At 71.9% G+C, this 24,173-nt stretch carries 22 protein-coding genes; 12 read left to right on the top strand and 10 right to left on the bottom strand.

The genetic code is table 11. From position 1 onward, the window contains the following. Positions 1-3: 3 nt before the first annotated feature. The 6 genes from ACOKR1_RS14805 to thiE form a co-directional block, all read right to left on the bottom strand. Positions 4-1,797, bottom strand: a complete 1,794-nt coding sequence (locus ACOKR1_RS14805) for a DEAD/DEAH box helicase (RefSeq protein ID WP_422933757.1) — start codon at positions 1,795-1,797, stop codon at positions 4-6. A gap of 344 nt (positions 1,798-2,141) precedes the next feature. After that, positions 2,142-4,622, bottom strand: a complete 2,481-nt coding sequence (locus tag ACOKR1_RS14800) for an NEW3 domain-containing protein (RefSeq protein ID WP_422936656.1) — start codon at positions 4,620-4,622, stop codon at positions 2,142-2,144. Positions 4,623-4,783: 161 nt separating this feature from the next. Next, positions 4,784-5,989, bottom strand: a complete 1,206-nt coding sequence (locus ACOKR1_RS14795; protein ID WP_422933756.1) for a YncE family protein — start codon at positions 5,987-5,989, stop codon at positions 4,784-4,786. Between the two features lie 309 nt (positions 5,990-6,298). Beyond that, the gene (locus ACOKR1_RS14790) at positions 6,299-7,852 is read right to left on the bottom strand and encodes an RNB domain-containing ribonuclease (RefSeq protein WP_422933755.1); all 1,554 of its coding nucleotides are present in this window, start codon (positions 7,850-7,852) and stop codon (positions 6,299-6,301) included. A gap of 161 nt (positions 7,853-8,013) precedes the next feature. Continuing rightward, entirely contained in the window at positions 8,014-8,856 is an 843-nt protein-coding gene (locus ACOKR1_RS14785) for a prephenate dehydratase (protein WP_422933754.1), read from the bottom strand. Continuing rightward, positions 8,853-9,560: a thiamine phosphate synthase gene (gene thiE / locus ACOKR1_RS14780; protein ID WP_422933753.1), complete on the bottom strand. Its 708-nt coding sequence runs from the start codon at positions 9,558-9,560 to the stop codon at positions 8,853-8,855. The genes ACOKR1_RS14785 and thiE overlap by 4 nt, the downstream gene beginning before the upstream one ends. A gap of 146 nt (positions 9,561-9,706) precedes the next feature. On the opposite strand from thiE, the gene thiO reads away from it, so the two are divergent. The 4 genes from thiO to ACOKR1_RS14760 are packed head-to-tail and all read left to right on the top strand — an operon-like array spanning position 9,707 to position 12,394. After that, positions 9,707-10,954 carry a glycine oxidase ThiO gene (gene thiO, locus ACOKR1_RS14775; protein WP_422933752.1) on the top strand — a complete coding sequence of 416 codons (1,248 nt, stop codon included), beginning with the start codon at positions 9,707-9,709 and terminating at the stop codon, positions 10,952-10,954. Continuing rightward, on the top strand, positions 10,951-11,205 hold the full coding sequence (thiS, locus tag ACOKR1_RS14770) for a sulfur carrier protein ThiS (RefSeq protein WP_422933751.1): 255 nt from the start codon (positions 10,951-10,953) through the stop codon (positions 11,203-11,205). Before thiO ends, thiS begins: the two co-directional genes overlap by 4 nt. Position 11,206: 1 nt before the next feature. Further along, positions 11,207-12,034 (top strand): thiazole synthase, encoded by an 828-nt coding sequence (locus tag ACOKR1_RS14765; protein WP_422933750.1) that lies wholly within the window; start codon positions 11,207-11,209, stop codon positions 12,032-12,034. Positions 12,035-12,049: 15 nt separating this feature from the next. Further along, complete coding sequence (locus tag ACOKR1_RS14760; RefSeq protein WP_422933749.1) at positions 12,050-12,394, top strand: 4a-hydroxytetrahydrobiopterin dehydratase; 345 nt, start codon at positions 12,050-12,052, stop codon at positions 12,392-12,394. Here the strand turns inward: ACOKR1_RS14760 and ACOKR1_RS14755 are convergent. From ACOKR1_RS14755 to ACOKR1_RS14745, 3 genes are all read right to left on the bottom strand, one after another. Then, positions 12,384-12,695 carry a hypothetical protein gene (locus tag ACOKR1_RS14755; RefSeq protein ID WP_422933748.1) on the bottom strand — a complete coding sequence of 104 codons (312 nt, stop codon included), beginning with the start codon at positions 12,693-12,695 and terminating at the stop codon, positions 12,384-12,386. The two genes, ACOKR1_RS14760 and ACOKR1_RS14755, sit on opposite strands and share 11 nt — an antisense overlap. A 10-nt stretch (positions 12,696-12,705) precedes the next feature. Beyond that, a complete protein-coding gene (locus ACOKR1_RS14750) occupies positions 12,706-12,930 on the bottom strand; it encodes a DUF3107 domain-containing protein (protein ID WP_422933747.1) in 225 nt (74 codons plus the stop codon). 80 nt (positions 12,931-13,010) lie between these two features. Then, positions 13,011-13,634, bottom strand: coding sequence for a TetR/AcrR family transcriptional regulator (locus ACOKR1_RS14745; RefSeq protein ID WP_415856281.1), 624 nt, complete (start codon positions 13,632-13,634; stop codon positions 13,011-13,013). Between the two features lie 111 nt (positions 13,635-13,745). On the opposite strand from ACOKR1_RS14745, the gene moeB reads away from it, so the two are divergent. Beyond that, positions 13,746-14,933: a molybdopterin-synthase adenylyltransferase MoeB gene (gene moeB, locus ACOKR1_RS14740; protein WP_422933746.1), complete on the top strand. Its 1,188-nt coding sequence runs from the start codon at positions 13,746-13,748 to the stop codon at positions 14,931-14,933. 36 nt (positions 14,934-14,969) lie between these two features. Here the strand turns inward: moeB and ACOKR1_RS14735 are convergent, their stop codons facing one another. Continuing rightward, the gene (locus tag ACOKR1_RS14735; protein ID WP_422933745.1) at positions 14,970-16,343 is read right to left on the bottom strand and encodes a glutamyl-tRNA reductase; all 1,374 of its coding nucleotides are present in this window, start codon (positions 16,341-16,343) and stop codon (positions 14,970-14,972) included. Positions 16,344-16,463: 120 nt separating this feature from the next. Between ACOKR1_RS14735 and hemE the strand changes: the two genes are divergently transcribed. The 7 genes from hemE (at position 16,464) to hemB (ending at position 24,111) form a co-directional block, all read left to right on the top strand. Continuing rightward, a complete protein-coding gene (gene hemE / locus ACOKR1_RS14730) occupies positions 16,464-17,519 on the top strand; it encodes a uroporphyrinogen decarboxylase (RefSeq protein WP_422933744.1) in 1,056 nt (351 codons plus the stop codon). 9 nt (positions 17,520-17,528) lie between these two features. Next, positions 17,529-19,001 carry a protoporphyrinogen oxidase gene (hemG, locus tag ACOKR1_RS14725; RefSeq protein ID WP_422933743.1) on the top strand — a complete coding sequence of 491 codons (1,473 nt, stop codon included), beginning with the start codon at positions 17,529-17,531 and terminating at the stop codon, positions 18,999-19,001. A gap of 72 nt (positions 19,002-19,073) precedes the next feature. Next, positions 19,074-19,802 (top strand): hydrogen peroxide-dependent heme synthase, encoded by a 729-nt coding sequence (gene hemQ, locus ACOKR1_RS14720; protein ID WP_422933742.1) that lies wholly within the window; start codon positions 19,074-19,076, stop codon positions 19,800-19,802. Further along, positions 19,799-21,079 carry a ferrochelatase gene (locus ACOKR1_RS14715; protein ID WP_422933741.1) on the top strand — a complete coding sequence of 427 codons (1,281 nt, stop codon included), beginning with the start codon at positions 19,799-19,801 and terminating at the stop codon, positions 21,077-21,079. The genes hemQ and ACOKR1_RS14715 overlap by 4 nt, the downstream gene beginning before the upstream one ends. A 1-nt stretch (position 21,080) precedes the next feature. Then, positions 21,081-22,100: a hydroxymethylbilane synthase gene (hemC, locus tag ACOKR1_RS14710; RefSeq protein WP_422933740.1), complete on the top strand. Its 1,020-nt coding sequence runs from the start codon at positions 21,081-21,083 to the stop codon at positions 22,098-22,100. Further along, on the top strand, positions 22,100-23,134 hold the full coding sequence (locus ACOKR1_RS14705) for a uroporphyrinogen-III synthase (RefSeq protein WP_422936655.1): 1,035 nt from the start codon (positions 22,100-22,102) through the stop codon (positions 23,132-23,134). Before hemC ends, ACOKR1_RS14705 begins: the two co-directional genes overlap by 1 nt. After that, positions 23,131-24,111, top strand: a complete 981-nt coding sequence (gene hemB / locus ACOKR1_RS14700; protein ID WP_422933739.1) for a porphobilinogen synthase — start codon at positions 23,131-23,133, stop codon at positions 24,109-24,111. The genes ACOKR1_RS14705 and hemB overlap by 4 nt, the downstream gene beginning before the upstream one ends. The last annotated feature ends 62 nt before the right edge of the window (positions 24,112-24,173 follow it).

Below are 24,173 nucleotides of genomic sequence, written 5' to 3'. Positions count from 1 at the left end.
CGCCTAGTCGGCCTGCGTGCGGCTCACGACCTCGCCTTCGACGCGGCGCGTCCGCGAACGACGACGGCGCGCGGCCAGTACGCCACGATCCACACCTTCCTCGGCGCTCCCCTGGAGGAACACGGCTGCGGCCTGGGCGGCCGGCCCCTGCTCGGCCGAGCCCTGCTCGGCCTCTGCGGCGGGGGCAGCCTTCTTCGACGAGCCCCGACGCCGGCGGCCCTCGCTGGCCGTCTCCGAGCGTGCCTGGCGGTCCGAGCGGCCGTGGCCGTGGCCGTGCTTGCCCTCGCCCTCGGCGCGCTCGGCCTTCGCGGCCTCATCGCCCCCAGTAGGCTCGGCCTTGGGCGCCCTCCGCTCGCGGGGCTGCTCGCCGCCGCGAGCGTGCTCGCGACCCTTGCCGCCGCGCCGCCGGGGCTTCTTCTCGGGACCGCCGAGGTCCTCGAGCGCCTCACCCTCGACGCCCTCGAGCACGCGCTTGTGGCGGGGCAGGCGACCCTTCGTGCCCTCGGGGATGTCCAGATCCGCGAAGAGGTGCGCGGACGAGGAGTACGTTTCGACCGGATCCGGGACGTCGAGCCCCAGCGCCTTGTTGATGAGCGTCCAGCGGGGGACGTCCTCCCAGTCCACGAACGTCACGGCCGTGCCCTTGTTGCCGGCGCGGCCCGTGCGGCCCACGCGGTGCAGGTAAGCCTTCTCGTCCTCCGGGCACTGGAAGTTGATGACGTGGGTGACGTCCTCGACGTCGATGCCGCGTGCCGCGACATCCGTCGCGACGAGGACGTCCACCTTGTTGTTCCGGAACGCGCGGAGTGCCTGCTCGCGCGCGCCCTGGCCGAGGTCGCCGTGCAGGGCCGCCGCCGCGAAGCCGCGGTCCACGAGCTCTTCCGCCAGCTTCGCGGCGGTGCGCTTCGTCTTCGTGAAGATGATCGTCCGGCCACGGCCCTCGGCCTGAAGGATGCGGGCCACGACCTCGTCTTTGTCGAGGTGGTGAGCCCGGTAGATGACCTGGCGGATGTCCTTCTTCGTGATCGAGTCGTCGTCCGGCTCGGACGCGCGGATGTGCGTGGGCCGGCTCATGTAGCGGCGGGCCATCGCGACGACCGGGCCCGGCATGGTCGCTGAGAAGAGCATCGTCTGGCGGATCGCGGGGACGGCGCCGAGCAGCGTCTCGACGTCGGGCAGGAAGCCGAGGTCGAGCATCTCGTCCGCCTCGTCAAGCACCACGATGCGAACGTTCTTGAGGTTCAGGTGCCGCTGCCGGTGGAGGTCGATGAGACGGCCAGGGGTGCCGACGATCACGTCGACGCCGCGCTGAAGGGCCTCGATCTGCGGTTCGTACGCGCGGCCACCGTAGATGACCTCCGTGCGCAGGTTCGTGCGCTTGCTCGCCGTCTGGAGATCCTTCGAGACCTGGAGTGCAAGCTCGCGGGTCGGCACCACGATGAGCGCCTGCGGCGCGCCGGGCGCGGGGAGCTTCGCGTAGTCCGCGTGGTCCTGCGGGATCGCGCGCTGGAGCGTCGGGATGCCGAAGCCGAGCGTCTTGCCCGTTCCGGTCTTGGCCTGGCCGATGATGTCGTGCCCGCCGAGGGCCACGCCGAGCGTCATCGACTGGATGGGGAACGGGTGGAGGATCCCTGCGTCCGCGAGCGATTGGGCGATCTCCGGGATCACGCCGTAGTCGCCGAAGGTCTTCTGGGCCTCCTGGCGCACGGGCGCATCGTTCGTAATGGTCTCTTCGGTCTCGAGCGTTTCCTCGCCCGAATCGTCCAAGAGCAGTTCCTGCGTGTGAACTTCGTTCAAAGGGTTTGTGTCCCTCCATCTGGGCCGAGAGGCCGCTCGACAGACGTCCGCGAGCGAGGATCAAGGCCTCGCGACGCGCGGAGCATCCGGAGCAGCCGCATAGTGGCCGTCCAGTGGAAGCCGATCGCGGGCTATCAGGGCGCCAGCGTGAGGCTGGCAGATGAAGAAGAAGATCGCGTGAGATACGACCGGGCATCCAATAACGAGACAAGAATATCGCGCGGGCCCGGAATACCGGGAATCGAGGCCTGCGACACACGGTGGCGGTCCGCAGGCCAAGGGCCTCCCGACTGCCGTCTGGCGGCCGGGAGGCCCCTGGGTTGAGTGCGAAGCACGCTGAGGCGTCAGCCGTCGCTGTCGATCTGCGTCGCTCCGGACGGGGTGTGCTGGGACGCGGGCGGCTCGCTGTCCTGGCCCTTGACAGCCTTCCAGATCTCCCGGTTGAGGCTGTTCTCGTCTGCCTGGTCGGGGGTGCCGGAGAGCTGCGAGTCCGTCAGCACGAGAGAGCGGCTCACGGATGGGGTCAGGCTCGGGCTCGTCACGGACGGGGCTGCCGCGGCCTGGGGCGCGGGTGCCGGGGTCACCGTCGGGCTCGTTGCGGGAGCCGCAGTCGTGCTGGCGGCCCCGGCCGACGCGCCGACGGGGGCCGCGAACGCGGCCGAGATCGGATACTGGCCCACCGCGATGGGCGTCCCGGCCGCGCCGGTCGCCGTAGTCATCGGGATGAGCTGTCCCGTCCCCGCCGACGTCGCATAGACGGTCGCGTCGTCGGCCCCGAGCGCGACGGACGTGACGTTCTGCCCGGCGGTCCACGGTGACTTCGCGGTCTCCGTCGCCACGTCGATCGGCGTGACCGTGTTGGCGACTGTGTCCGCGACGTACAGCGTGGATCCGCTGTGTGAGAGGACGAGGTTGAACGGCGTCTGGCCGGCCGGGATGGGCTTGCGGGCGGTCGCCGCCCCGAGGTCGATCGGCGTGACGTCGTTGGATCCCATGTTCGAGACGAACGCCGTCTTGCCGTCTCCGGTCACAGCCACGCCGAACGGCTGCTGGCCCGCGGCGACGGTGGCTTTGACGGCCTTCGACGCCGTGTCCACGAGCGTGACGCTGTTCGCGTTCTTGTTCGCGACGACGAGGGTCGCGCCGTCGGGCGTGACGGCGAGGTTCTCGGGGCCCGCCCCGACGTGGATCTCCGCTCCCGCGGCTCCGCTCGCGATGTCCACCGGCTGCACCGCGCTGTCGCCGTAGTCGGCGACCCACAGCGTCTTGCTGTCGGGGCTGACCGCGAGGCCCGCCGGGACCTTGCCGGTGGGAACCGTCGCGGTGACGGCGTCGGATGCCACGTCGATGACGCTCACGCTGTCCGAGTTCTGGTTTGCGACGAAGGCCTTGGTCCGGTCGGGGCTCGTCATGACGGTTCCAGGCGAGGACCCCACGGGGATGGACGCGAGCGCCTTGCCCGTCGAGAGATCGACGGCGGAGACCGTGCCGCTCGTGAAGTTCGCGACGAACGCCTGCGGGATCGTTGCGACGCGGGGGTCGGGGATGACTCCCGCGATCGTGGCCTTCTGGGTGCCTGTGAGCCGGCCGTCGATCGGGTACGTCGCGCTCACGGTGAAGAGCTGTTGGCCGGGCGCCGCGTTCGCGGGAACGTCGACGGTCCAGGACACGTCGGCGCTCGCCCCCGGGGCGAGCAGCCCGAGCCCCTGTGCGCCGGACGGTGTGGCCGTCCAGCCGGCGGGACTGGTCAGCTGGGCCTGCGCGCCGCCGAGCGGGCTTGTGCCCGGGTTGGTGATCTTGCCCTTCACCGTGGCCTTTGTGCCTGGTGCGAGGACCGTGCTTGGCATCGACACCGTCACGGACGGCGCGGCCGCCGCGGTATACGGGGTCAGGTTCGCTGTGGTGCCGAACGAGTAGATCATCGGCAAGGCCGCTGAATCGTATTGCGACATCGGGTTGACGCCCAGGAACAGCTCCATGGTGCGGAGCATCGAGACCTGGCTGTAGAAGTGGGAGTCCACCGCACCGGTCTGCGTGTAGGGGCTGATGACAAGGCCCGTGGTCCGGTGCGCGTCGACGTGGTCGGCGCCGCCCTGCGAGTCGTCTTCGACGACAAAGATCGCGGTGTCCTTCCAGAACTTCGAGTGCGACACCTCGTCGACGATCTTGCCGAGGGCCAGATCGTTGTCCGCCACGAGCTGGGCGGCCGTGCTGCCGCCGGCCGTGTGGTCACGGGGCAGGTCGATGAACTGCATCGCGGGGAGGCTGCCGCTTGCCTTGGACTGCTGGAACTCCTTGTTCCAGAGGTCGAAGCGGTGCTGATCGCTCACGCCCATGTCGAACCACGGGTACTCGTGGTCGGTGTTGGCGTCCAGGAGCGGATCGTGGGCGCAGAACGAGCCTGCGGCGCATTTCACGGGCTCCTGCGCGCCCACCCAGGAGGACGGCACCACGAACTGCCCATAGTTGCGGAACGGGATCTTGTTCTGGGCGAGCTCGTCCCACAGATAGGCGTGCGCGGGATCCGGGCCGGCAGCGGCGACGTCGGGGTGGTACCCCTCGGAGTCGTACTCCGAGCCGTTGCCCGCGTAGCCTTGGGCGGTGGCCGTCTCGTTGTACGGGTTCGAGCTCGCCTGAGTGGCCCACTGCCACCCGTTCTGGCTCACCTCGCCGTCGGAATACAGGTTGTCCAGCGTGACGAACTGATCCGCGAGCTTGTGGTGGTTGGGCGTGACGTCCTTGCCGAACAGGGCGAGCGAGGGATCGCCGTTGCCCTTCCCCAGATCGCCGAAGACCTGATCGTAGGTGCGGTTCTCCTTGACCACGTAGATGACGTGCTTGATGGGCGAATCATCGCCCGGATGGCGCGGGACAATGGTCGCGGCGTCGCGGTCCTGCTGGTCTCCGCCGTCGCCCGCCTTGTCGAAGCCGTTGTTCGTGCGGACCTGCTTCGTGTACTTGGCCAGCTCGTCGGACGACGGCGTCTTCACGAGCGAGACGTAGCCCTTGAGCTGGCGTTCGATGTACGGGTTGTTGCCCGGCGTCGTGCCCTTGTTCGGGCCCGTGCCCAGCCCCTTCGCGCTCGTGATGAGCAGCGACGAGCCGTCCTTCGTGGGCTGCACGCCCGTCGGGTACCACCCCGTGGGGATGAGCCCCTGACCCGGCCGAAGCCGTCAGGGCTGGACAAGTCCAGGACAGCGACGTCGTTGTTGCCGCCGCCCGTGACGTACAGCGTCCCCGCGTCCGGCGAGAGCGCGAGGTTGGTGGGCTGCGTCCCGCCGGGAGCTCCCTCGTACGGCGCGAGGGAGAGCGTGGCCGTCACGGCGTTCGTGGCCGGATCGACCACCGAGACGCTGTCGCTGTCGCCGTTCGAGACGAAGATCCGGTGCTTGGCCCGGTCCACGAGGAGCGCGTTCGGATGCGATCCGACCGTGATGCTGGCCCCCGGCGTCACGGCGAGGCCGCTCACGGCGAACGTCGAGACGGTGTTCCCGCCCTGGTTGCTCACGTACGCCGTGTGCCCGTCCTCGGAGAGGGCCACACCGTACGGGTAGTCGCCGGTCGGCGCCTGCGCCGTCTTGCCCGACGCGACATCGACCGCGACGAGCTGGCGCGAGAGCTGGCCGGTCGCGTAGACGGTCGCGCCGTCCGGCGAGACGGCCACCATCTGGGGGTAGCTTCCGGACGGCAGCGCGATCGAGCGCTCGACTGCGAGCCTCTTCGCGCCCGCGTCCCAGCTGAGGACGAGGATGGCGTTCTTGTTCGCCGTGGCGAGGTAGACGTGCTTGCCGTCCGGGCTGAAGGCGAGGCCCGGCGCCACGCCCTGAGGGACGTCTTTCTTCGAGGTGTCGAGCTCGAGCTCCTGCACGATATCGCCGTCCGCCGCTTCGAGGACCTGGACGGTCTGCTTGCCGTTCGCGTTGCGGACGATGTTGGGCACGAGCAGCGCCGCGCCGTCAGGGGAGAGGACGGCGTTGGCGGGGAAGAAACCTGCGCCGATCTGCTTGCCTGCCGGCGTCACTGCCCAGCCGGCGGGCGTCACGGCCGTCCCGTCGCCTTGGGGCCCGGCGTGCTGAAGGAAGGCGACGCCGGCCACCGCCGAGGCGGCGCCGACGGCGATGCAGGCGGCGGTGGCGATGGCCGTTGCCGGCCGTCTCCACCACGCGGATCTGGGTTTTCTGGGGCTGTCCACTGTTGGGTCCTCACACTCGGCTGGGCGGCCCGGGGCATTCTGCCCCGTGGGCCTGAATGGCTGCGCCGCGACGGTCCCCCCAACGGCCGGCTGACGGCCGGGCCCGCGTGCGCACCTCGACTCTGCCCCGCTCGGGTGCCTCCGCTCAACGCGAGGACCCTAGTTGTATATACAGTTCACTTAATCTTTGCCGCAGAAAATCGGCGTTCACCTCACGTTCTCCGAAGCCCGGGGCGCGGTGGAGGCGTCTTGCGAAAAGTTGTATAGTCAGCAAAATGAGCGCGCTGCGCTGCGCGGAACGTGAGGCGCTCAGGCCTTTTCGAACAGCACGAGGCGCTTCTGGATGTCCGCCTTCACGAGTCGCACGCGCACGGCTGTCCCGGACTCTATTTCGCCCTCGCACCGGGCCGTGACCGGCGGGTCGGCGATCTGCACCGTGCCGAACGGGCGCCCCGGTGCGGCAAGCCGACCGCCGTTCTGCGAGCTCGCGATCCGATCGAGGGGCTGTGCCGGCCGGCCGTTGCCGTTCGCGGAGGGGTCTCCCGCGGCGGGCCTCGACCCGGACACGACGACCGCGTCGAACTCCTGCCCGATCCTGTTCACGAGCAGCGCGGCCTCGACGAGATCGAGCGACGCGCGCTCGACCTGCGCCGCGATGCGGTCCGAGGCCGCCATAAGCCCGGGCAGCGCGGGCAGGGCCGTCCGCACCCAAGCCGGGACGTCGCCGTCGTTCGCCAGCGCCTCGCACAGCACGAGGACAAAGCGGTCCACGAGCCGCCGGAGCGGTGCCGTCGTGTGCGCGTAGGGCGCCGCGATGGCGGCCTGGACCGGGTTTCCGGGGAGCTCGCCGTCGAACGGGGTGTAGGCGGCGCCCCGGAACAGCGCGGCCGCCGCATGGAGGATCGCGAGTTGGCGCGGCTCGGAGGCGTCGAGCGTGCGGAGGTAGTTGCCGTAGGGGACTGTCCCGTCCCACGGGCGGCCCAGAGCATGGGTCTGGCGGCGGAAATGCCGCAGCGACTTCTCGTCCGGGGGCGGCATGGTCCGGAGGATCCCCACCCCGCCGTCCATCATGAGCTTCGCCGCCGCCATCCCCGTCATGAGGGAGATCTGTGCGTTCCAGTCCTCGACGGGCCGCTGCGCGGCCGCCTCGATGCGATAGCCGCCGTCATCCGCGGGAACGATCTCCTGCTCCGGCAGATTGAGGCTCGCCCCGCCGCGCGCCTGCTCGAGCGCGACCCGCTTGAGGCCCACCTCCTTGAGGAGCATGAGCGGCTCGACGGCGGTGCCCGCGTCGATCTGCGTCTGCACCTCGGCGTAGTTCAGCTTCGCGCGGCTGCGGATCCGCGCGCGTTCAAGGGCGACGGCGGTGACCTCGCCGCCCGCGTCCAGCCGGAAGTCCCACACGAAGGCGCCGCGCACGGAGTCGGCGAGGAGGCTCCCGGCGCGGTCCGTGATGTCGCTCGGGTGCAGCGGAACCTTCTCATCGGCGGCGTAGATGGTCTGGCCCCGGCGGCGCGTCTCGGCGTCGAGCTCACCGTCCGGGCGGACGAACGCCGGGACGTCCGCGATCGCGTAGCGGACCCGGTAGCCGTCCCCGGAGCGCTCAAGGTGCAGGGCCTGGTCGAGGTCCGTTGAGGCTGGCGGATCGATCGTGACGAACGCGACATGGGTCTGGTCGGCCTCGGGGAGCCGGTGCGCGGCGATCGCGGCCTCGGCGTCGGCCACCGCGGCCGCGGGGTATTCGGACGCGAGCTGGAACTGCTCGCGCAGCGCGGCGAACGCCGCCTCGAGCGCCGCGCCGCTCGCCTCCGCCCGGGCCGTCGCGGCCCGGGGAGGCTTCGCTGAGAAGTGAGTATGGCCCACGAGCGCCAGCCTAGACCTGACCGCCGACATCGCACAGCAGCCCTCGTTCGGAGGCCACGTCCCGCGGGTGAGCAGCCGCGGGAGCTGGGCCTCCCCACCGGCTCCCAGCCTTCGCAGGCTCAGGCCGGGCCCCTCGCCGGCGTGGGCCCCGGACGGTGGGGCTACTCGTCCTGGCCCAGCCGGCGCGGGTGCGCGGGGAAGACCCCGAGGATGCGGAGCTCGGTCGAGAAGAACGCGAGCTCCTCGAGCGCCCGCGCGAGCGGCGGCTCGTCGGGATGCCCCTCGACGTCGACCATGAACATCGTCGCGGCGAACTTGCCGTCCACCATGTAGCTCTCGAGCCGCGTCATGTTGACGCCGTTCGTCGCGAAGCCGCCGAGCGCCTTGTACAGCGCGGCGGGGATGTTCCGCACGCGGAACACGAAGCTCGTGACGAACGGCTCGCCGCCCGCCTCGGGGAACGGCCGCGGCGGGGCGAGGATCACGAAGCGCGTCGTGTTGTGCTTGTGGTCCTCGATGTCGGAGGCGAGGACCTCGAGCCCGTAGCGCCCGGCGGCCAGCGGCGGTGCGATCGAGAGCTTCGCGGGGTCGCCCCATTCGGCGACCTCGCGCGCCGAGCCCGCCGTGTCGCCCGCGACCACCGGCGTGAGCCCGTGGGCGCGGATGAACCCGCGGCACTGCGCGAGGGCGTGCACGTGGCTGTGGACTTCGCGCGCGCCCTCGATCGTCGCGCCCGGGACGCCCATGAGGCTGAAGCGGATGCGCAGGAAGTGCTCGCCGATGATCTGCAGCGACGTGGTCGGCAGGAGCAGGTGGATGTCCGCGACCCGACCAGCGACCGTGTTGTCGATCGGGATCATCGCGTAGTCGGCCTCGCCGCCGTCCACGGCCGCGAAGGCGTCCTCGAACGTCGCGCACGGGAGCGCGTCGGCGCCCGGGAACGCCTCGAGTGCGGCCATGTGTGAGTTGGCGCCGGGCTCGCCCTGGTACGCGACGACGGTCATGCGCGCGCGGCGCCCGCGGGCGCGAGTTCGGGGAGCTGGGCGCGGAGACGCGCGGCGGCGTCCGCGGGATCGTCGGCTTCCGTGATCGCGCGGACGACGACGACGCGGCTCGCCCCAGCGTCGACCACCTGGGCCACATTGCTGTGGTCGATCCCGCCGATCGCGAACCACGGGGGCGTGGGCTGGCCCGCGGCGAGGCCCTCCGCCGTACGCCGGGCCGCGTACTCGACGAGGGCGAGGCCCACCGGGGTACGCCCCGGCTTCGTCGGGGTGGCCCACAGCGGGCCGGTGCAGAAGTACGAAAGTCCGGCGCCGCCGTCGTCCGTGGCGCTCGGGGCCGCCGCGGCGAGCGCGGCGTCCACCTGCTCGGGGGCGTGTGTCGAGAGCCCGACCGCTACGGTGTCGCCGAGAACGCGGCGCGTGGCCGCGAGCGAGAGGTCCTTCTGGCCCACGTGGAACACGGGCGCGCCGGAGAGCAGCGCGATGTCCGCGCGGTCGTTGACGGCCCACAGCCTCCCGTGGCGCTCGGCGGCCTCGCGCAGCACGCCGAGGAGCTCAAGCTCCTCGGCCGCCTCGAGCTGCTTGTCACGGAGCTGAATGATGTCGACGCCGCCCGCGAACGCCGCGTCGATGAAGGACGCGAAGTCGCCGCGGCCGTGCCGGGCGTCGGTGCACACGTAAAGCTGGGCGTCGAGCAGTTGCATGGGAACTAGACTAGACCTCACGAACTGCGGGAGCCCGCGTGTGACAGCCCTGCTCAGGGCGGGGCGCACGGACGGGCTGAGAGGGCCAGAGCCGACCGTAATCACCTGATCCGGGTTGTGCCGGCGTAGGGAAGGACGACGATTTCATGGACGGACATGACGCTGCGATACGCGTCGACGTCGCGGTGATCGGAGCGGGAGTTGTGGGCCTCGGAATCGCGTGGGAAGCCGCGCGCTCGGGCCGCACCGTCGCCGTGGTCGATCCCGCGCCGGGCACGGGGGCGAGCTTCGCGGCCGCCGGAATGCTCGCCGCGGTGAGCGAGTACCACTACCAAGAAGAGGACCTCCTCGGGCTCATGCTGGCCTCGGCGCGGCAATGGCCCGAGTTCGCCGAGCCGCTCGGCGCTGGGGCCGGGTATCTCCGCACGCCCACGCTGTGCGTCGCCGCGGACGCCGCGGACCGCCACGCGCTCGCGGACCTGCGCGCCGTCCAGGAGGCCCACGGCCTCGATGTTCGGCCGCTCGGCGTGCGCGAGGCCCGCACGCTTGAACCCCTGCTCGCCCCGGCGATCGCGGGAGCCTTCGAGATCACGGCCGATCACCAGGTCGACCCGCGCCGGCTCGTCGCGGCGCTGCTTGCCGCGCTCGGGCCGGACGCCGTGATTCGCGAGCGGGCGGAAGCGCTCGTCTGGGCGGGAGGGGCGGGTGAGGACCCGCGCGTCGTGGGCGTGCGCCTCGCAAGCGGCCGCGAGCTGCTCGCGGGGGAGACGATCGTGGCCAACGGCATGGGCGCGCGCGGGCTCGCGGGGCTGCCCGTTCCGCTCCCGCTGCGGCCGGTGTACGGAGACATCTTGCGGCTGCGCGTGCCCGAGCGGCTGCGCCCCCTCGTCACGGCGACCGTCCGCGGCCTCGTGCGCGGCAGGCCCGTGTACCTCGTGCCGCGCGAGGACGGCACGGTCGTCATCGGCGCGACGCAGCGAGAGGACGGCTCCGACGCCGTCTCGGCGGGCGGGGTCTACGAGTTGCTGCGCGACGCCCAGGCGCTCGTCCCCGCAGTGGCCGAGCTAGAGCTCTACGAGACGACCGCCCGGGCGCGCCCCGGGACCCCGGACAACGCCCCGCTGCTGGGCCGTGTCGCCGCGCGCTTTGCCGCCGGCGGGGCGGACGACGGCGGCGGCTCGCCGGGTGCCCGAGGGCCGCGCGACATCCCGGGGCTGATTGTTGCCACGGGCTTCTTCCGCCACGGCGTCCTGCTCACGCCGGCGGCCGCGCGGGTCTGCGTCGAGCTGCTCGACGGCGGCACCGAGGAGCGCTGGGACGCCTTCAGGCCAGACCGATTTGCCCACGAGCGCAGCCGCCTCGACCAGGCGGCCGCCCCGAGGAGGACAGCATGAACACCACGACCACGTTCGCCGTGACCGTCAACGGCGAGAGCCGGCAGCTCGACGCCGGTTCGACCGTCCTCGGCCTCGTCGCGGCGACCACGGGCCGCGAACTCGGCCCCGACGGCCGCCCGACCGACGGCGGGCGGCTCGGCGTCGCCGTCGCCCTTAATTCCGAGGTGGTGCCCCGCGCCCGCTGGGCTGCCACCTCGCTCGCGGCGGGGGACGCCGTGGAGCTCGTCACGGCCATGCAAGGAGGCTGACATGGTGATCCAGCCAGAAACTCGCGCCCAAGGCGCCACCCGCGAGCCGTTGCTCGTCGCGGACCCATTCGTGGTCGACGGCGTCGCGTTCGGTTCGCGGCTCATCATGGGCACGGGCGGCGCGCCGAGCCTCGACGGCCTCGGGGACGCCCTCGAGGCGTCCGGCACGGAGCTCACGACCGTGGCGATGCGGCGCTTCTCGCCGGCCGAGCAGGGCTCGCTGTTCGAGCTGCTCGTCGAGAAGGGGATCCGAGTGCTCCCGAACACGGCGGGATGCTTCACGGCCCGGGACGCCGTGCTGACCGCCGAGCTCGCGCGCGAGGCGCTCGAGACGGACTGGGTCAAGCTCGAGGTCATCGCGGACGAGACGACGCTCCTTCCCGATGCGATCGAGCTCGCTGACGCGACGGAGCAGCTCGTGAACCGCGGCTTCAAGGTGTTCGCGTACACGAATGACGATCCCGTCCTGGCCCGCAGGCTCGAGCAGCTCGGCGCGGTGGCCGTCATGCCGCTCGGCGCGCCCATCGGGACGGGGCTCGGGATCCTCAATCCGCACAACATCGAGCTCATCGTCGCGCGCGCCGGGGTGCCCGTGGTGCTCGACGCGGGGATCGGGACCGCTTCCGACGCGGCGCTCGCGATGGAGCTCGGCTGCGACGCGGTGTTGCTTGCGACCGCCGTAACCCGCGCCCAGGACCCCGTCCGGATGGCCGCTGCCTTCCGGCACGCCGTCGCCGCGGGCCGCCTCGCCGCCCAGGCTGGCCGCATTCCGCGGCGCGAGCACGCCCTCGCGTCGAGCCCCATGGAGGGGCGGGCGCAGTTCCTCTGAGGGTACCCTCGAAGCATGAGCGAACTCGACGTGCTCGACGACGCGCGGCTCGCGGCGGAGCTCGAAAGGCTGCCCGACTGGCGGCACCGCGCGGGCGGGCTCGTGACGGTCTACAAGCTTCCCTCGTCGGCGGCCGCGCTCGCGTTCATTGCCGCCGTGGGGGAGATCGCGGAGGACCTCGTACACCACCCGGACCTCGACTGGCGCTACCGCCGCGTCTACGTGCGCTTCAGCACCCACGACGCCGGGGGAGCGGTCACAGCGAAGGACGTCGTCGCCGCACACCGCACGACGCTCAGGGCCGCGGCGCTCGACGCCGTGGCCGAGCCCGAGCGGTATCCCGAGCCGCTCAGCCCTTGAGCACCCGGGTGAGATCGACGAGGTCCCGCTTCTCCCGGCGCCGTTCGACGAGCTTCGTGATGAGGACGGAGACGACGACGCCGAGGACCATGGGGACCACCCACGGCATCCACGTGAGCCCGGTCAGGTAGCCGGTCCCCGCGGCGATGAGCACGATCCACGCGAAGCACCCGACCACGACGCCGAGCGCCACGGGGAGCATGATCCCGTACTTCCCGTGCCGCCGATCCGCCGCCCAGAGGGCGAAGCCGCATCCGGCCGTCACGATGACGTCGATGACGAGCGACCAGACTGTGTCCATCCTTGCTCCGTCAGAGGGCGCCGAAGCCCACGCGGCGCTGTTCCTGGGCCCCGAGCTCGACGTACCCGATCACGCCGGCGGGAACAATCACCTGGCGGCCCTTCTCGTCCTCGAGGCGGAGCTCCTTCTTGCCAGAGATGGCCTCGGCCACGAGCTTCGCGACGGCGTCCGCGTCCTGCGAGGACTCGAGCACGATCTCGCGGCCGACGTTCTGGATGCCGATCTTGATTTCCACGTGGGTCTCCCTTTGCTGCGTCGAACGAAGAATGCCGTGGCTCGCCGCGCCCAAGGCGGCGAGCCCTCTCTATGTGTACCTTAGGCCTCTTTGGGGAATCGAGAGATTCCGCGCCAAGCCAAACGCGACACGAGATCGCTCGCGGCGTCGATCGGCAGATCGCCCGAGGTTTCGAGCCAGTACCGCGCACTCACCTGGGCCATGCCGGCAAGCCCGCGGCCCAGGAGCTGCGCCTCGACCATGGGCAGCTTCGTGTCCGCGGCGATGACGCGCGCGATGGCCTCGGCGAACCCCTTGTTGAACGTTTCGAGCCGGGACGCGACGTCGGGATCGTTCACGAGGTCGGATTCGAACACGAGGCGATGGGCCTTGTCGTCCTTCGCGATGAACTCGTAGTACGCGCGCATGACGGCGCGCACGCGCTCGCGGTTGTCCGTCGTCGAGCCGAGGGCGGCCTTCATGAGACCGGAAAGCGTGGCGAGATGGCTGTCGAGGAGCGCGAGGTACAGGTCACGCTTCGAGGGGAAGTGCTGATAGAGCACGGGCTTCGAGACCTGCGCCGTCTCGGCGATATCGTCCATCGCGGCGCCGTGATAGCCGTTGGCCGCGAAGACCTCGAGGGCGGCGTTGAGAAGCTGCGCCCTGCGTTCGTCCCTCGGAAGGCGCGGAGACCTCACTGCCCCCGCGCGAGGTTCGGTGCCCACAGCTCCACCTTTCTCTGACCGTTCGCCCCACGCGGGCGAGCGGTACTTTTTACTTTACCCGCGAGTCATATCGCGGGCGCATTCACAACGCGCCGGGCATAGGCTGGATTCATGTCCCCCACCATTGCGCAGACCACGCTCCCGCCGCTTGTCGAGCCGGGCGAACCGCTGACGCCGGACGAAGTGCAGCGCTACTCGCGGCACGTGATCATCCCCGAGATCGGCGATCTCGGCCAGCGGCGGCTCAAGAACGCGAAGGTCCTCGTGATCGGTGCCGGCGGCCTCGGCTCGCCCGCCCTCCTGTACCTCGCCGCGGCGGGCGTCGGGACCCTGGGCATCGTCGACGACGACGCCGTCGAGCTGAGCAATCTCCAGCGCCAGGTCATCCACGGCGTGTCCGACGTGGGGCGCCCGAAGGCCCACTCCGCGCGGGACGCGGTCCGCGAGCTCAATCCGCTCGTCGACGTGCGGCTCCACGAGGTCTACCTCGACGCAGGCAACGCCCTCGAGATCTTCGCCGACTACGACCTCATCCTCGATGGGACCGACAACTTCGCGACGCGGTATCTCGTGAACGACGCCGCCGCGATCCTCGGCAAACCCTATGTGTGGGGGTCGATCTTCCGCTTCGACGGCCAAGTGAGCGTCTTCTGGGAGAAGCACGGGCCCACGTACCGCGACCTGTATCCCGAGGCGCCGCCCGCCGGGTCCGTGCCCTCTTGCGGCGAGGGCGGTGTCTACGGCATGCTGTGCGCGACGATCGGCGCGTCGATGGTGACGGAGGCAGTCAAGCTCATCACCGGCGTCGGCCGCACCCTGCTGGGGCGCGTGCAGCTGTACGACGCGCTCAGCGCGACCTGGCGCGAGCTCAAGGTGTCCAAGGATCCCGACGCCGAGCCCATCACGGAGCTCATGGACTATGAGGCGTTCTGCGGCGTCGCGCCGGCGCCGGTCCCCACAGGGGGGCGGACCGTCACCGCGGTCCAGCTCGCCCAGATGCTGCGCGAACGGGATGCGGGGCTCGCGGACTTCGAGCTCATCGACGTCCGCGAGCCGGGCGAGTACGCGATGGTGAGCATCCCCGGCGCGCGCCTCATCCCGCAGGGGCGACTGCTCTCGGGGGAGGCGTGGGATGAGGTGCCGCGGGACAAGGACGTCGTGTTCCACTGCAAGGTCGGCGGGCGCTCGGCGAACGTGCTCGCCGCCGCGGAGGCCGCGGGCTTCACGGCCGTGCGACACCTCGAGGGCGGCGTCCTCGCGTGGGTGCGGGACGTCGAGCCGGACAAGCCGACGTACTGACGACGGCGCTGGGTCGGCTTCGGGGGGCCCGTGGCCTCAGCCGGCGCGCGAGTGGTCGACCGGGCAGTCCTCGGCGCTCGCGGGGCCCGGATACGCGGGGCTTCGCGGGGCCGCCTCGGGGGACTCGCCGTCGCCGAGCGTCTCGGCCACGACGGACGGGAGCTCGATGCTGATGCCGTACAGGGCGTCGAGCGCTGCAAGGTATTCGGCCTCGCGCCCCTGTGCCGCGAGCTCGCGGGCGCGGACCGTCGGGGTGTGGAGGAGCTGCTTGACCATGCGCCGCATCGCGAACTCGACCTCTTCGGCCGCCGCGGTGCAGCCGTGCCGAGCGCGCACCTTCTCGATCTCGGCGTCGAGCACCGCCATCGTGTGCCGGCGCAGCGCGACGATCGCGGCGTCTGCCTGGCGTGCCTGCCGCTGGGTCTCGAAGTCGAACGCGGCCGCGCTCACGATCCGGCTCGCCTCGGCGAGGGCCTCCGCCTGCTCCTGGGGTGCCGCGAGGCGCACGGACTCGAGCGTGACGAGCTCCACACCGTCGAGCGAGCCGACGGCGGGGTCGAAGTCGTGGGTGAGCGCGAGGTCGATCACGATGAGCTGCTGGGGAGAGTCGGTGCGGATGGCCTCGAGCTCCACGGCCTCCATCGCGTTCGTCGAGCCGCTGCAGCCGATCAGGACGTCCGCCCGCGCGATCGCGCCGGGGAGCTCCTCGGGCGTGAGGGCCGCCCCGCCGCGGGCCGCCGCGAACTCCTCCGCCCGGCCCGAGGACGAGTAGACCTCGACGTGGGTGCAGCCACGCTCGCGGAGCAGGGCCATGGTCGCGCCCGCGTAGGCGCCTGTGCCGAACAGCACGGCGCGCTTGGCGGACCAGTCGGGGATTTCCGCGAGGTCGGTCGCGAGGTCCAGCGCGACCGAGACGATCGAGAGGCCGCGGCTGCCGAGCGCTGTCTGCGTCCCGACGTCCTTCGCGGTGCGGGACGCGGCCTGGAACAGCCGCACGAGGGAGGGGCTCGCGGTGCCGTCCTCCTGGGCCGAGATGAGCGCCCGGCGCACCTGCCCGGCGATCTCGCGCTCGCCGACGACCGCGGAGTCGAGGCCCGAGCTCACGGCGAAGAGGTGGCGCGCCACGTCCGCGCCCTCGTGGGTCCGGAACGCGTCCGAGACGGTGTGCTCGGGCAGGCCGCTTCGGTGGCTGATCTCCGCGACGACCGTGGAGCGCGCCGCTTCGAAGTCTTCGGGGGCGGGGGCCTCGGCGTAGATCTCGTATCGGTTGCACGTCGAGAGCACGACGGCGCCGCTCAGGGCGGGCGAATGCGAGGCCGAAGAGGCCACGGCGGCAGCGCCGTTGCTCAGAAGGGCAACGGTTTCCAGATTCAGATCGGCGTGTGTCGCCACCATCGAGAAAACAACCACAGCGCGACCATCATAGCTTTTCGATCCGCTGTAGAACACGAAGACTTGCGCGGCCCCCGGTTCTTGGCTATGTGACAGCCTGTCAGCATCGACCCTTGCCCCCTCTGAGAGAATCGCCGTATGACTCTCAGCCCTGACCACCCCCTCAAGGACGGCCGGACGGCACAGTCTCCGCTCATTGCGGCGTACCGCGGCGCGCGACCGAGCCAGCATCCGATCTGGTTCATGCGCCAGGCCGGCCGCTCGCTCCCCGAATACCGCAAGGCGCGCGAGGGTGTGGGCATGCTCGAGGCCTGCCTCAAGCCCGAACTCGCGGCCGAGATCACGGTTCAGCCCGTTCGCCGGCACGGGGTGGACGCGGGAATCTTCTTCTCCGACATCGTGATTCCGCTCAAGCTCGCGGGCGTCGGCGTCGAGATCGTGTCCGGCGTGGGGCCCGTGCTCGACCGCCCGATCCGCACGGCCGAGGACGTCGCCGCGCTGCCCCGGATCGAGGACTCGATGTTCGAGCCGATCCGCGAGGCTGTGCGCCTCACCGTCAACGAGCTCGGCACCACTCCGCTCATCGGCTTCGCGGGCGCGCCGTTCACCGTTGCCGCCTACATGGTCGAGGGCCGCCCGTCGCGCGACCACCTCGGCCCCCGCACGATGCTGCACGGGGATCCCTCGACGTGGCAGGCGCTCATGGAGTGGACGGCGGACGCGTCGGGCCGCTTCCTGCGGGCCCAGATCGAGGCCGGCGCGTCGGCCGGACAGCTCTTCGATTCCTGGGCCGGGTCCCTCGGCCTCGAGGACTACCGCCGCAGCGCCGCGCCCTATTCGTCCCGCGCGCTCGACCACGTCCGCGACCTCGGGGCGCCGCTGGTCCACTTCGGCACCGGCACGTCCGAGCTCCTCGGCGCGATGTACGAGGTCGGGGTTGACGCGATCGGCGTCGACTACCGGCTCCCCATCCAGGAGGCCAACCGCCGGCTCGGCGGCCGCGTGGTGCTGCAGGGCAACATCGACCCGGCCCTCCTCGCTGCCCCGTGGAACGTCCTCGAGTCCCACGTCCGCGACGTGGTCCGCCACGGCGCGTCCGCGCCGGGGCACGTGATCAACCTCGGCCACGGAGTCCCGCCGGAGACGGATCCGGGCGTGCTCACGCGGCTCGTCGAGCTCGTCCACTCGATCTAGGCCGGGGGAATGGGCGCAGCACCACGAGCAGACGGTTCCCAGGGCGCACCGCCGCGAGCCGTCGTCGTCGGCGGGGGGATCTCCGGGCTGTGTGCCGCGCTCGAGCTGCGCCGCGCGGGCCTCGACGTGACGGTTCTCGAGGCGAGCGACCGCTGGGGCGGATGCCTCGGCGTGCACGAGGTTGCGGGGCTTGCGCTCGACAGTGGTGCCGAGTCGTTCGCGACGCGCACCGACGCCGTGCGGGGGCTGCTCGAGGAGCTCGGGCTCGGCGGGGACGTCGTCGCGCCGCACCCGTCCGGCGCGTGGGTCCAGCTGCCCGGCGGCGCGGAGGAGCTTCCGAAGGCGGGCGTGCTGGGCATCCCGTCGAATCCGTGGGATCCCGAGGTCCGCTCGGTCTTGGGGCTGTGGGGCGCGGTCCGCGCGTCGTTCGATCTCTTCCTTCCGGTGCCGGCGCCGCGCGCCGAGGCGAGCGTCGCCGACGTGGTGCGGGCGCGGATGGGGAGGCGCGTCCTCGGGCGCCTCGTCACTCCCGTGGTGGGCGGAATCCACTCTGCCGACCCGGCGCTGCTCGACATCGACATGGTCGCCCCCGGCCTGCGTGCGCTCATGACCGAGCACGGCTCGCTCGGGCGCGCGGTCGCGGCCCAGCGGGCCCGTTCGGGCGCGGCCCGCGGCGCGAAGGCGGGCTCCGCCGTCGGCGGCCTGCGGGGCGGGATGAATCGGCTCGTCACGGCGCTCGTTGCGCGGCTCGCGGACGACGGCGCCGCTCTCGTGAGCGGTCAGCGCGCCGAGCGCCTGGATCGCCTCGAGCGAGGGTGGCGCATCGGGACCGAGGCGAGCGACGGCAGCGCGAGCGGATCGCTCGAGGCGGAGCTCGTCGTCGTCGCCCTCGGCGGGCCGGCCGCCGTCGAACTCCTCTCCGACGCCGTCCCCGAGCTCGCCGGCCGTGAGCCCGTGCCGGGGCCCGAGGTCAAGCTCGTGACCCTCGTGCTCGACAAGCCCGAGCTCGATGCGCGCCCGCGCGGCACCGGCGTGCTCGTGGCCCCGCAGGCGCCGGGAATCCGGGCCAAGGCCCTCACGCACGCGACCGCGAAGTGGGGGTGGCTCGCTGACGAGGCCGGGCCGGGGACCCACGTGCTGCGGCTCTCCTACGGGCGGGCCCAGGATTCCGCGACGGCAGCGCTCGTGCGCGAGCCCGAGACCGACGACGAGCTGTTCCGCGCCGCACTCGCCGACGCGTCCGCACTGCTCACGGTGCCGATCGGCCCCGACGACGTGCTCGGCTGGGACGTGGTGCGGTGGGAGGGCGCGCTCCCGTTCGCGACCGTGGGCCACCGCGAGCGCGTGGCGGAGATCCGCCGCCTCGTCGCGCTGCAGCCGGGACTCGCGGTGGTGGGCGGATGGGCCGCCGGCAACGGGCTCGAGTCCGTGGTGCCCGATGCGAGGGCCCAGGCGCGCGAGCTCTCCGCCCGCATGACGTGATCTTCGTCACTTCTACGTCGTGTAGAAGATTTGAATTCGATTTTGCCGTGAACGAAGGAGCACACTGGAGCCATGAGCCACACTTTTGACGAATCTGTCACCAAAACGGTGACGGAGGGCGGCGAGGCCGCCGAGGCCCCCACGCAGCAGTTCTTCACCCTCTGGAGCGTCTTCGGCCGTGTTCCGGGCAGCGCCGCCCCGGCCGCCAGCGCCGTCTCCGACTTCGAGGCCCTCGTGGCGCGTCTCGGCCAGAAGGGCGTCACCGTCCGCGGCCTCTATGACGTCTCGGGGATGCGCGCCGGCGCCGACGTCATGGTGTGGGTCCACGGCCCGCAGGCCGAGGAACTCCAGCTGGCCGTCCGCGACATCCGCCGCAGCGAACTCTTCGCCGGCACCGAGCAGACGTGGAGCGCCATGGGCGTGCACCGCGAGGCCGAGTTCGCGAAGAGCCACACGCCCGCGTTCTCCCGCGGCGTCGAGCCGAGCACGTGGCTCACCGTCTACCCGTTCGTCCGCTCCTACGAGTGGTACCTGCTCCCCGCCGACGAGCGCGCGCGCATGCTGCGCGACCACGGCGTGCTGGGCCGCGACTTCCCGCAGGTCATCTCCAACACCGTGTCCGCGTTCGCGCTCGGCGACTGGGAGTGGATCCTCGCCCTCGAGGCCCCCGAGCTCGTTGACCTCGTCGACATGATGCGCCACCTCCGCTACACCGACGCGCGCAACCACGTGCGCGAGGAGATCCCGTTCCACACGGGCCGACGCATCTCCGCGGCCGAGGTCGCCGAGGTGCTCGCGTGACGGCGGTCCTCCCCGAGGGCCTGAGCGTGAGCACGGCCGTCAATCCCCTGACCGAGGCTGGCCGCCTGGAGCCCAAGGCATACGACGCCGTGCTCCTCGCGTCCTTCGGCGGGCCCGAGGGCCAGGACGACGTCATTCCGTTCCTCCGCAACGTGACGCGCGGGCGCGGCATCCCGGACGAGCGCCTCGAGGAGGTCAGCCACCACTACCGGGCGTTCGGCGGCGTGAGCCCCATCAACGCGCAGAACCGCACGCTCAAGGCGGCCCTCGAGGCCGAGCTCGCCGTGCGCGGCATCGGCCTGCCCGTGTACTGGGGCAACCGCAACTGGGATCCGTACATCCCCGAGACGCTCCAGCGCATCTACGACGACGGCCACCGCCGCGTCCTCATGGTCACGACGAGCGTCTACTCGTGCTACTCGAGCTGCCGCCAGTACCGCGAGGACATCGGCCTCGCACTCACCGAGACTGGCCTCGCGGGCCGCCTCGAAGTCGACAAGGTGCGCCAGTACTTCGACCACCCGGGCTTCGTCTCGCCGTTCGTCGAAGGCACGACGGCGGGGCTCGCCCAGGTGCGCGCGGCCCTCGGCGCGGCAGACGGCGCGCGCGACGGCGAGATCCGCGTGCTCTTCGCGACCCACTCGATTCCGACCCGCGACGCCGTGGCCGCGGGGCGCTCCGAGGGTGAGCCGCGCGAGTTCGAGGGCGGCTCGGCGTACGTGGCCCAGCACCTCGCGAACGCCCGCGCGATCATGGCCGCTGTGGCCCCGGACGTCGCATGGGACCTCGTGTACCAGTCCCGCTCCGGCGCGCCGCACATCCCGTGGCTCGAGCCGGACATCAACGACCGGCTCGAGGCGATCGCGGGAGAGGGCGTCAAGGGCGCTGTCATCGTGCCGCTCGGCTTTGTGAGCGACCACATGGAGGTCGCCTGGGACCTCGACACCGAGGCGCTCGAGACGTGCCGTGGGCTCGGCATCGAGGCCGTGCGCGTCCCCACCCCTGGCGTGCATCGCGAGTTCGTTGCGGGCCTCGTGGACCTGATCCGCGAGCGGACCACGGAGCGGAACGTCGCCGAGCGCCCGCACGTGACCGGCCTCGGGCCGTGGTACGACGTGTGCCGTCCCGGCTGCTGCGAGAACTTCCGCGGGGCGAAGCCGGTCATTGCTGAGGCGGAAGCCGCGACGGGCACCGCGGCCGGAACGGTGCTGGGCTCGGGCCACGACTCGTACCCCGCTGCGGAATCCGCGGCAGCCCCGACCGAGCGCGAGTCCTGACGTGTCGGTGCGCATCGGCACGCGCGGCAGCGCGCTGGCCCTGACCCAGACCCGACAGACCGCCGAGCTGCTCTCCGCCGTGGGCGGCTTCGAGACCGAGCTCGTGCGGATCAAGACCGAGGGCGATGTGCGAACCGGTTCGCTCGCGCAGCTCGGCGGGACGGGCGTGTTCGTCGCGGCCCTCCGCGAGGCGCTCCTCGCGGACCGCTGCGACCTGGCCATCCATTCGCTCAAGGACCTCCCGACGGCGGGAACCCCGGGCCTCGCTCTCGGCGCGATCCCGCAGCGCGCCGACGTGCGAGACGTGCTGTGCGCGCGGGACGGGCTCACGCTCGCCCAGCTGCCCCCGGGGGCGAAGGTGGGCACGGGCTCGCCGCGCCGGGCCGCGCAGCTTCGCGCCGCGCGTCCCGACCTCGACGTCGTGGACATCCGCGGCAACGTCGACACGCGGCTTGGCCGCGTGCCCGGCCTCCCGGGAAACCCGCCGGACGCACCCGGCGATGGTGTCGTTCCGCTTGACGCGGTTGTCCTCGCCGCGGCGGGGCTCGGGCGCTTGGGGCGCACCGACGTCGTGAGCGAGTACTTCGAGCCCGAGGTCATGCTTCCTGCGCCCGGTCAGGGCGCCCTTGCCGTCGAATGCCGCGCCGAGGACGCCCCACTGCGCGAGAACGGCGTACCCGTCGCGGGCGCCGTGCAGGGCGTGCTCGCCCAGGCGCTCGCCGCGATCGACGACGCCGACACGCGCCTCGCCGTCGGTGCCGAGCGTGCGCTCCTCGCGCGGCTCGAAGCCGGGTGTGCGGCGCCGGTCGGCGCCTACGCGCGGCGCAAGGGCAGCCTGCTGTACCTCACGGCGGTCGTGTGCTCGGTGGATGGGGCGAAGAGCCTCCGCGTCGAGCGCGCGACGGACGGCCTCACCGAGGTCGGGGCGCACCTGCTCGGCATCGAGCTCGCCGAGGAGCTGCTCGCCCAGGGGGCCGGGGACTTCGCTGACCTCGGCTCCGGGGAGGGCTACGACGCGTGATGGGCGCGGTCGGGAACCCTGCCGAGGAACCGCGCCTGCCGCTTGAGGGCCGGCGGGTGCTCCTGACCCGCAGCCCCGACCGTGCCGGCGCGATGGCCGCCGCCCTCGCGGAGGCCGGCGCCGAGCCGCTGCTCCTGCCGCTCATCGACTTCGAACGCGCTGCCGACCAGGCGGCGCTCGCCGCGGCCCTCGACCGGCTCGCGGCGGGGGAGTACGCGTGGCTCGTGGTCAGCAGCATCACGACCGTGCGCGCGCTCAAGCAGTTCGCGGCCGAGCGCAGCGTCCTGCTCGGCGAGGTGATCCCGCCCGGCGTGCGGATCGCGACCATCGGGCCCAGCTCGCGGGCCGTGCTCGAGGCCGAGGGGCTCCGCGTGGACCTCGCGCCCGAGGCGAGGCAGTCCGCCGAGGGGCTCGTCGCGCTGTGGTCCGCGGCCGACGACGGCGGGGCGGCAGGGGCGGACGGCGCCGGGATGGTGCGGATCCTCCTCCCGCAGAGCGACCTCGCGGGCCCGACGCTCGCGAGCGGGCTCGACGCGCTCGGCTGGGACGTGGACGCCGTGACCGCCTACCGCACGGTCGACTATCCAGCCGACCCTCGCGAGCGGCTTACTGCGGGGCTCGCTCTCAGTGCTCAGGCCGGCCCTGCCACTGAGGCCGGCCTGGCCGCTGAGCCCGGCCCCGTCGCTGAGCCCGGCCCCGTCGCTGAGCCCGGCCCCGTCGCTGAGCCCGGCCTTCCCACTGAGCCAAGTTCCGCCGTCGTACTTTCCCCGGCGGAGGCGAACGGCGAGCTCGCCGCGGGGCGGATCGATGCGATCGTGGCCGCATCGCCGAGCGCGGCGCGCCGCATCCATGCGGCCCTCGGCCCGCTCGAATCGACGCGGCTCATCGCGATCGGGCAGCCGACCGCCGCGGAGCTGCGCGCACTCGGCCTCGCCGTCGGCGCGACCGCGGCGACCCCCACGCCCGCGGGGATCGTCGACGCGGTGGCCCAAGCACTTTCTGCAGCTGGACCTTGGAAGGACACGACCCCATGAGCTTCCCCCACCACCGCCCGCGGCGCCTCCGCCAGACCCCGGCCCTGCGCCGCCTCGTCGCCGAGACGCGGCTGCACCCGGCCGAGCTCATCCTTCCCGCGTTCATCCGCGAGGGGCTCAGCGAGCCGGCGCCGCTCCAGTCCATGCCCGGCGTGGTCCAGCACAGCACCGAGTCGCTCAAGCGGGCCGCGGTCGAGGCCGCCGAGCTGGGCCTCGGCGGGATCATGCTGTTCGGCGTCCCCGCGATGCGCGACGCCGTCGGCTCGGCCTCCCTCGATCCGGACGGCGTGCTCAACGCCGCGATCCGCGACGTGCGCGCCGAGGTGGGGGACTCGCTCGTCGTCATGAGCGACGTGTGCCTCGACGAGTTCACGGACCATGGCCATTGCGGAGTGCTCGACGCCGAGGGCCGCGTGGACAACGACGCGACGCTCGAGATCTATGCGCAGATGGCGATCGCCCAGGCGGCAGCCGGAGCGCACGTGCTCGGCCCGAGCGGCATGATGGACGGCCAGGTCGCCGTCATCCGGCAGGCGCTCGACGCCGCGGGGCATCAGGACGTCTCCGTGCTCGCGTACGCGGCGAAGTACGCGTCCGCTTTCTACGGGCCGTTCCGCGAGGCCGTCGATTCCCAGCTCAAGGGCGATCGCCGCACCTACCAGATGGATGCGGCGAACCGGCGCGAGGCCATCCTCGAGGTCCAGCTCGACCTTGAAGAGGGCGCGGACATGGTCATGGTCAAGCCGGCCATGAGCTACCTCGACATCGTCGCGGACATCGCGGCCATGAGCACGGTGCCCGTCGCGGCCTACCAGATCTCCGGCGAATACGCGATGATCGAGGCGGCCGCCTCGAACGGATGGATCGACCGCAAGGCCGCGATCCTCGAGTCCGTGCTCGGCATCCGCCGCGCCGGGGCGAACGTCGTCCTGACGTACTGGGCGCCCGAGATCGCAAGGTGGCTGCGCGAGGGTTAGGCCACGCGCGCGGCACGGGAATGATCGGGCCGCGGCAATGATTCGGCCGCGGGAATGATTGG

The sequence above is a fragment of the Sinomonas sp. P47F7 genome (assembly GCF_049332655.1).
Lineage (GTDB): Bacteria > Actinomycetota > Actinomycetes > Actinomycetales > Micrococcaceae > Sinomonas.
Note: the sequence above shows the minus strand (reverse complement) of the source record. Positions and strands in the feature narration are given on the sequence as shown.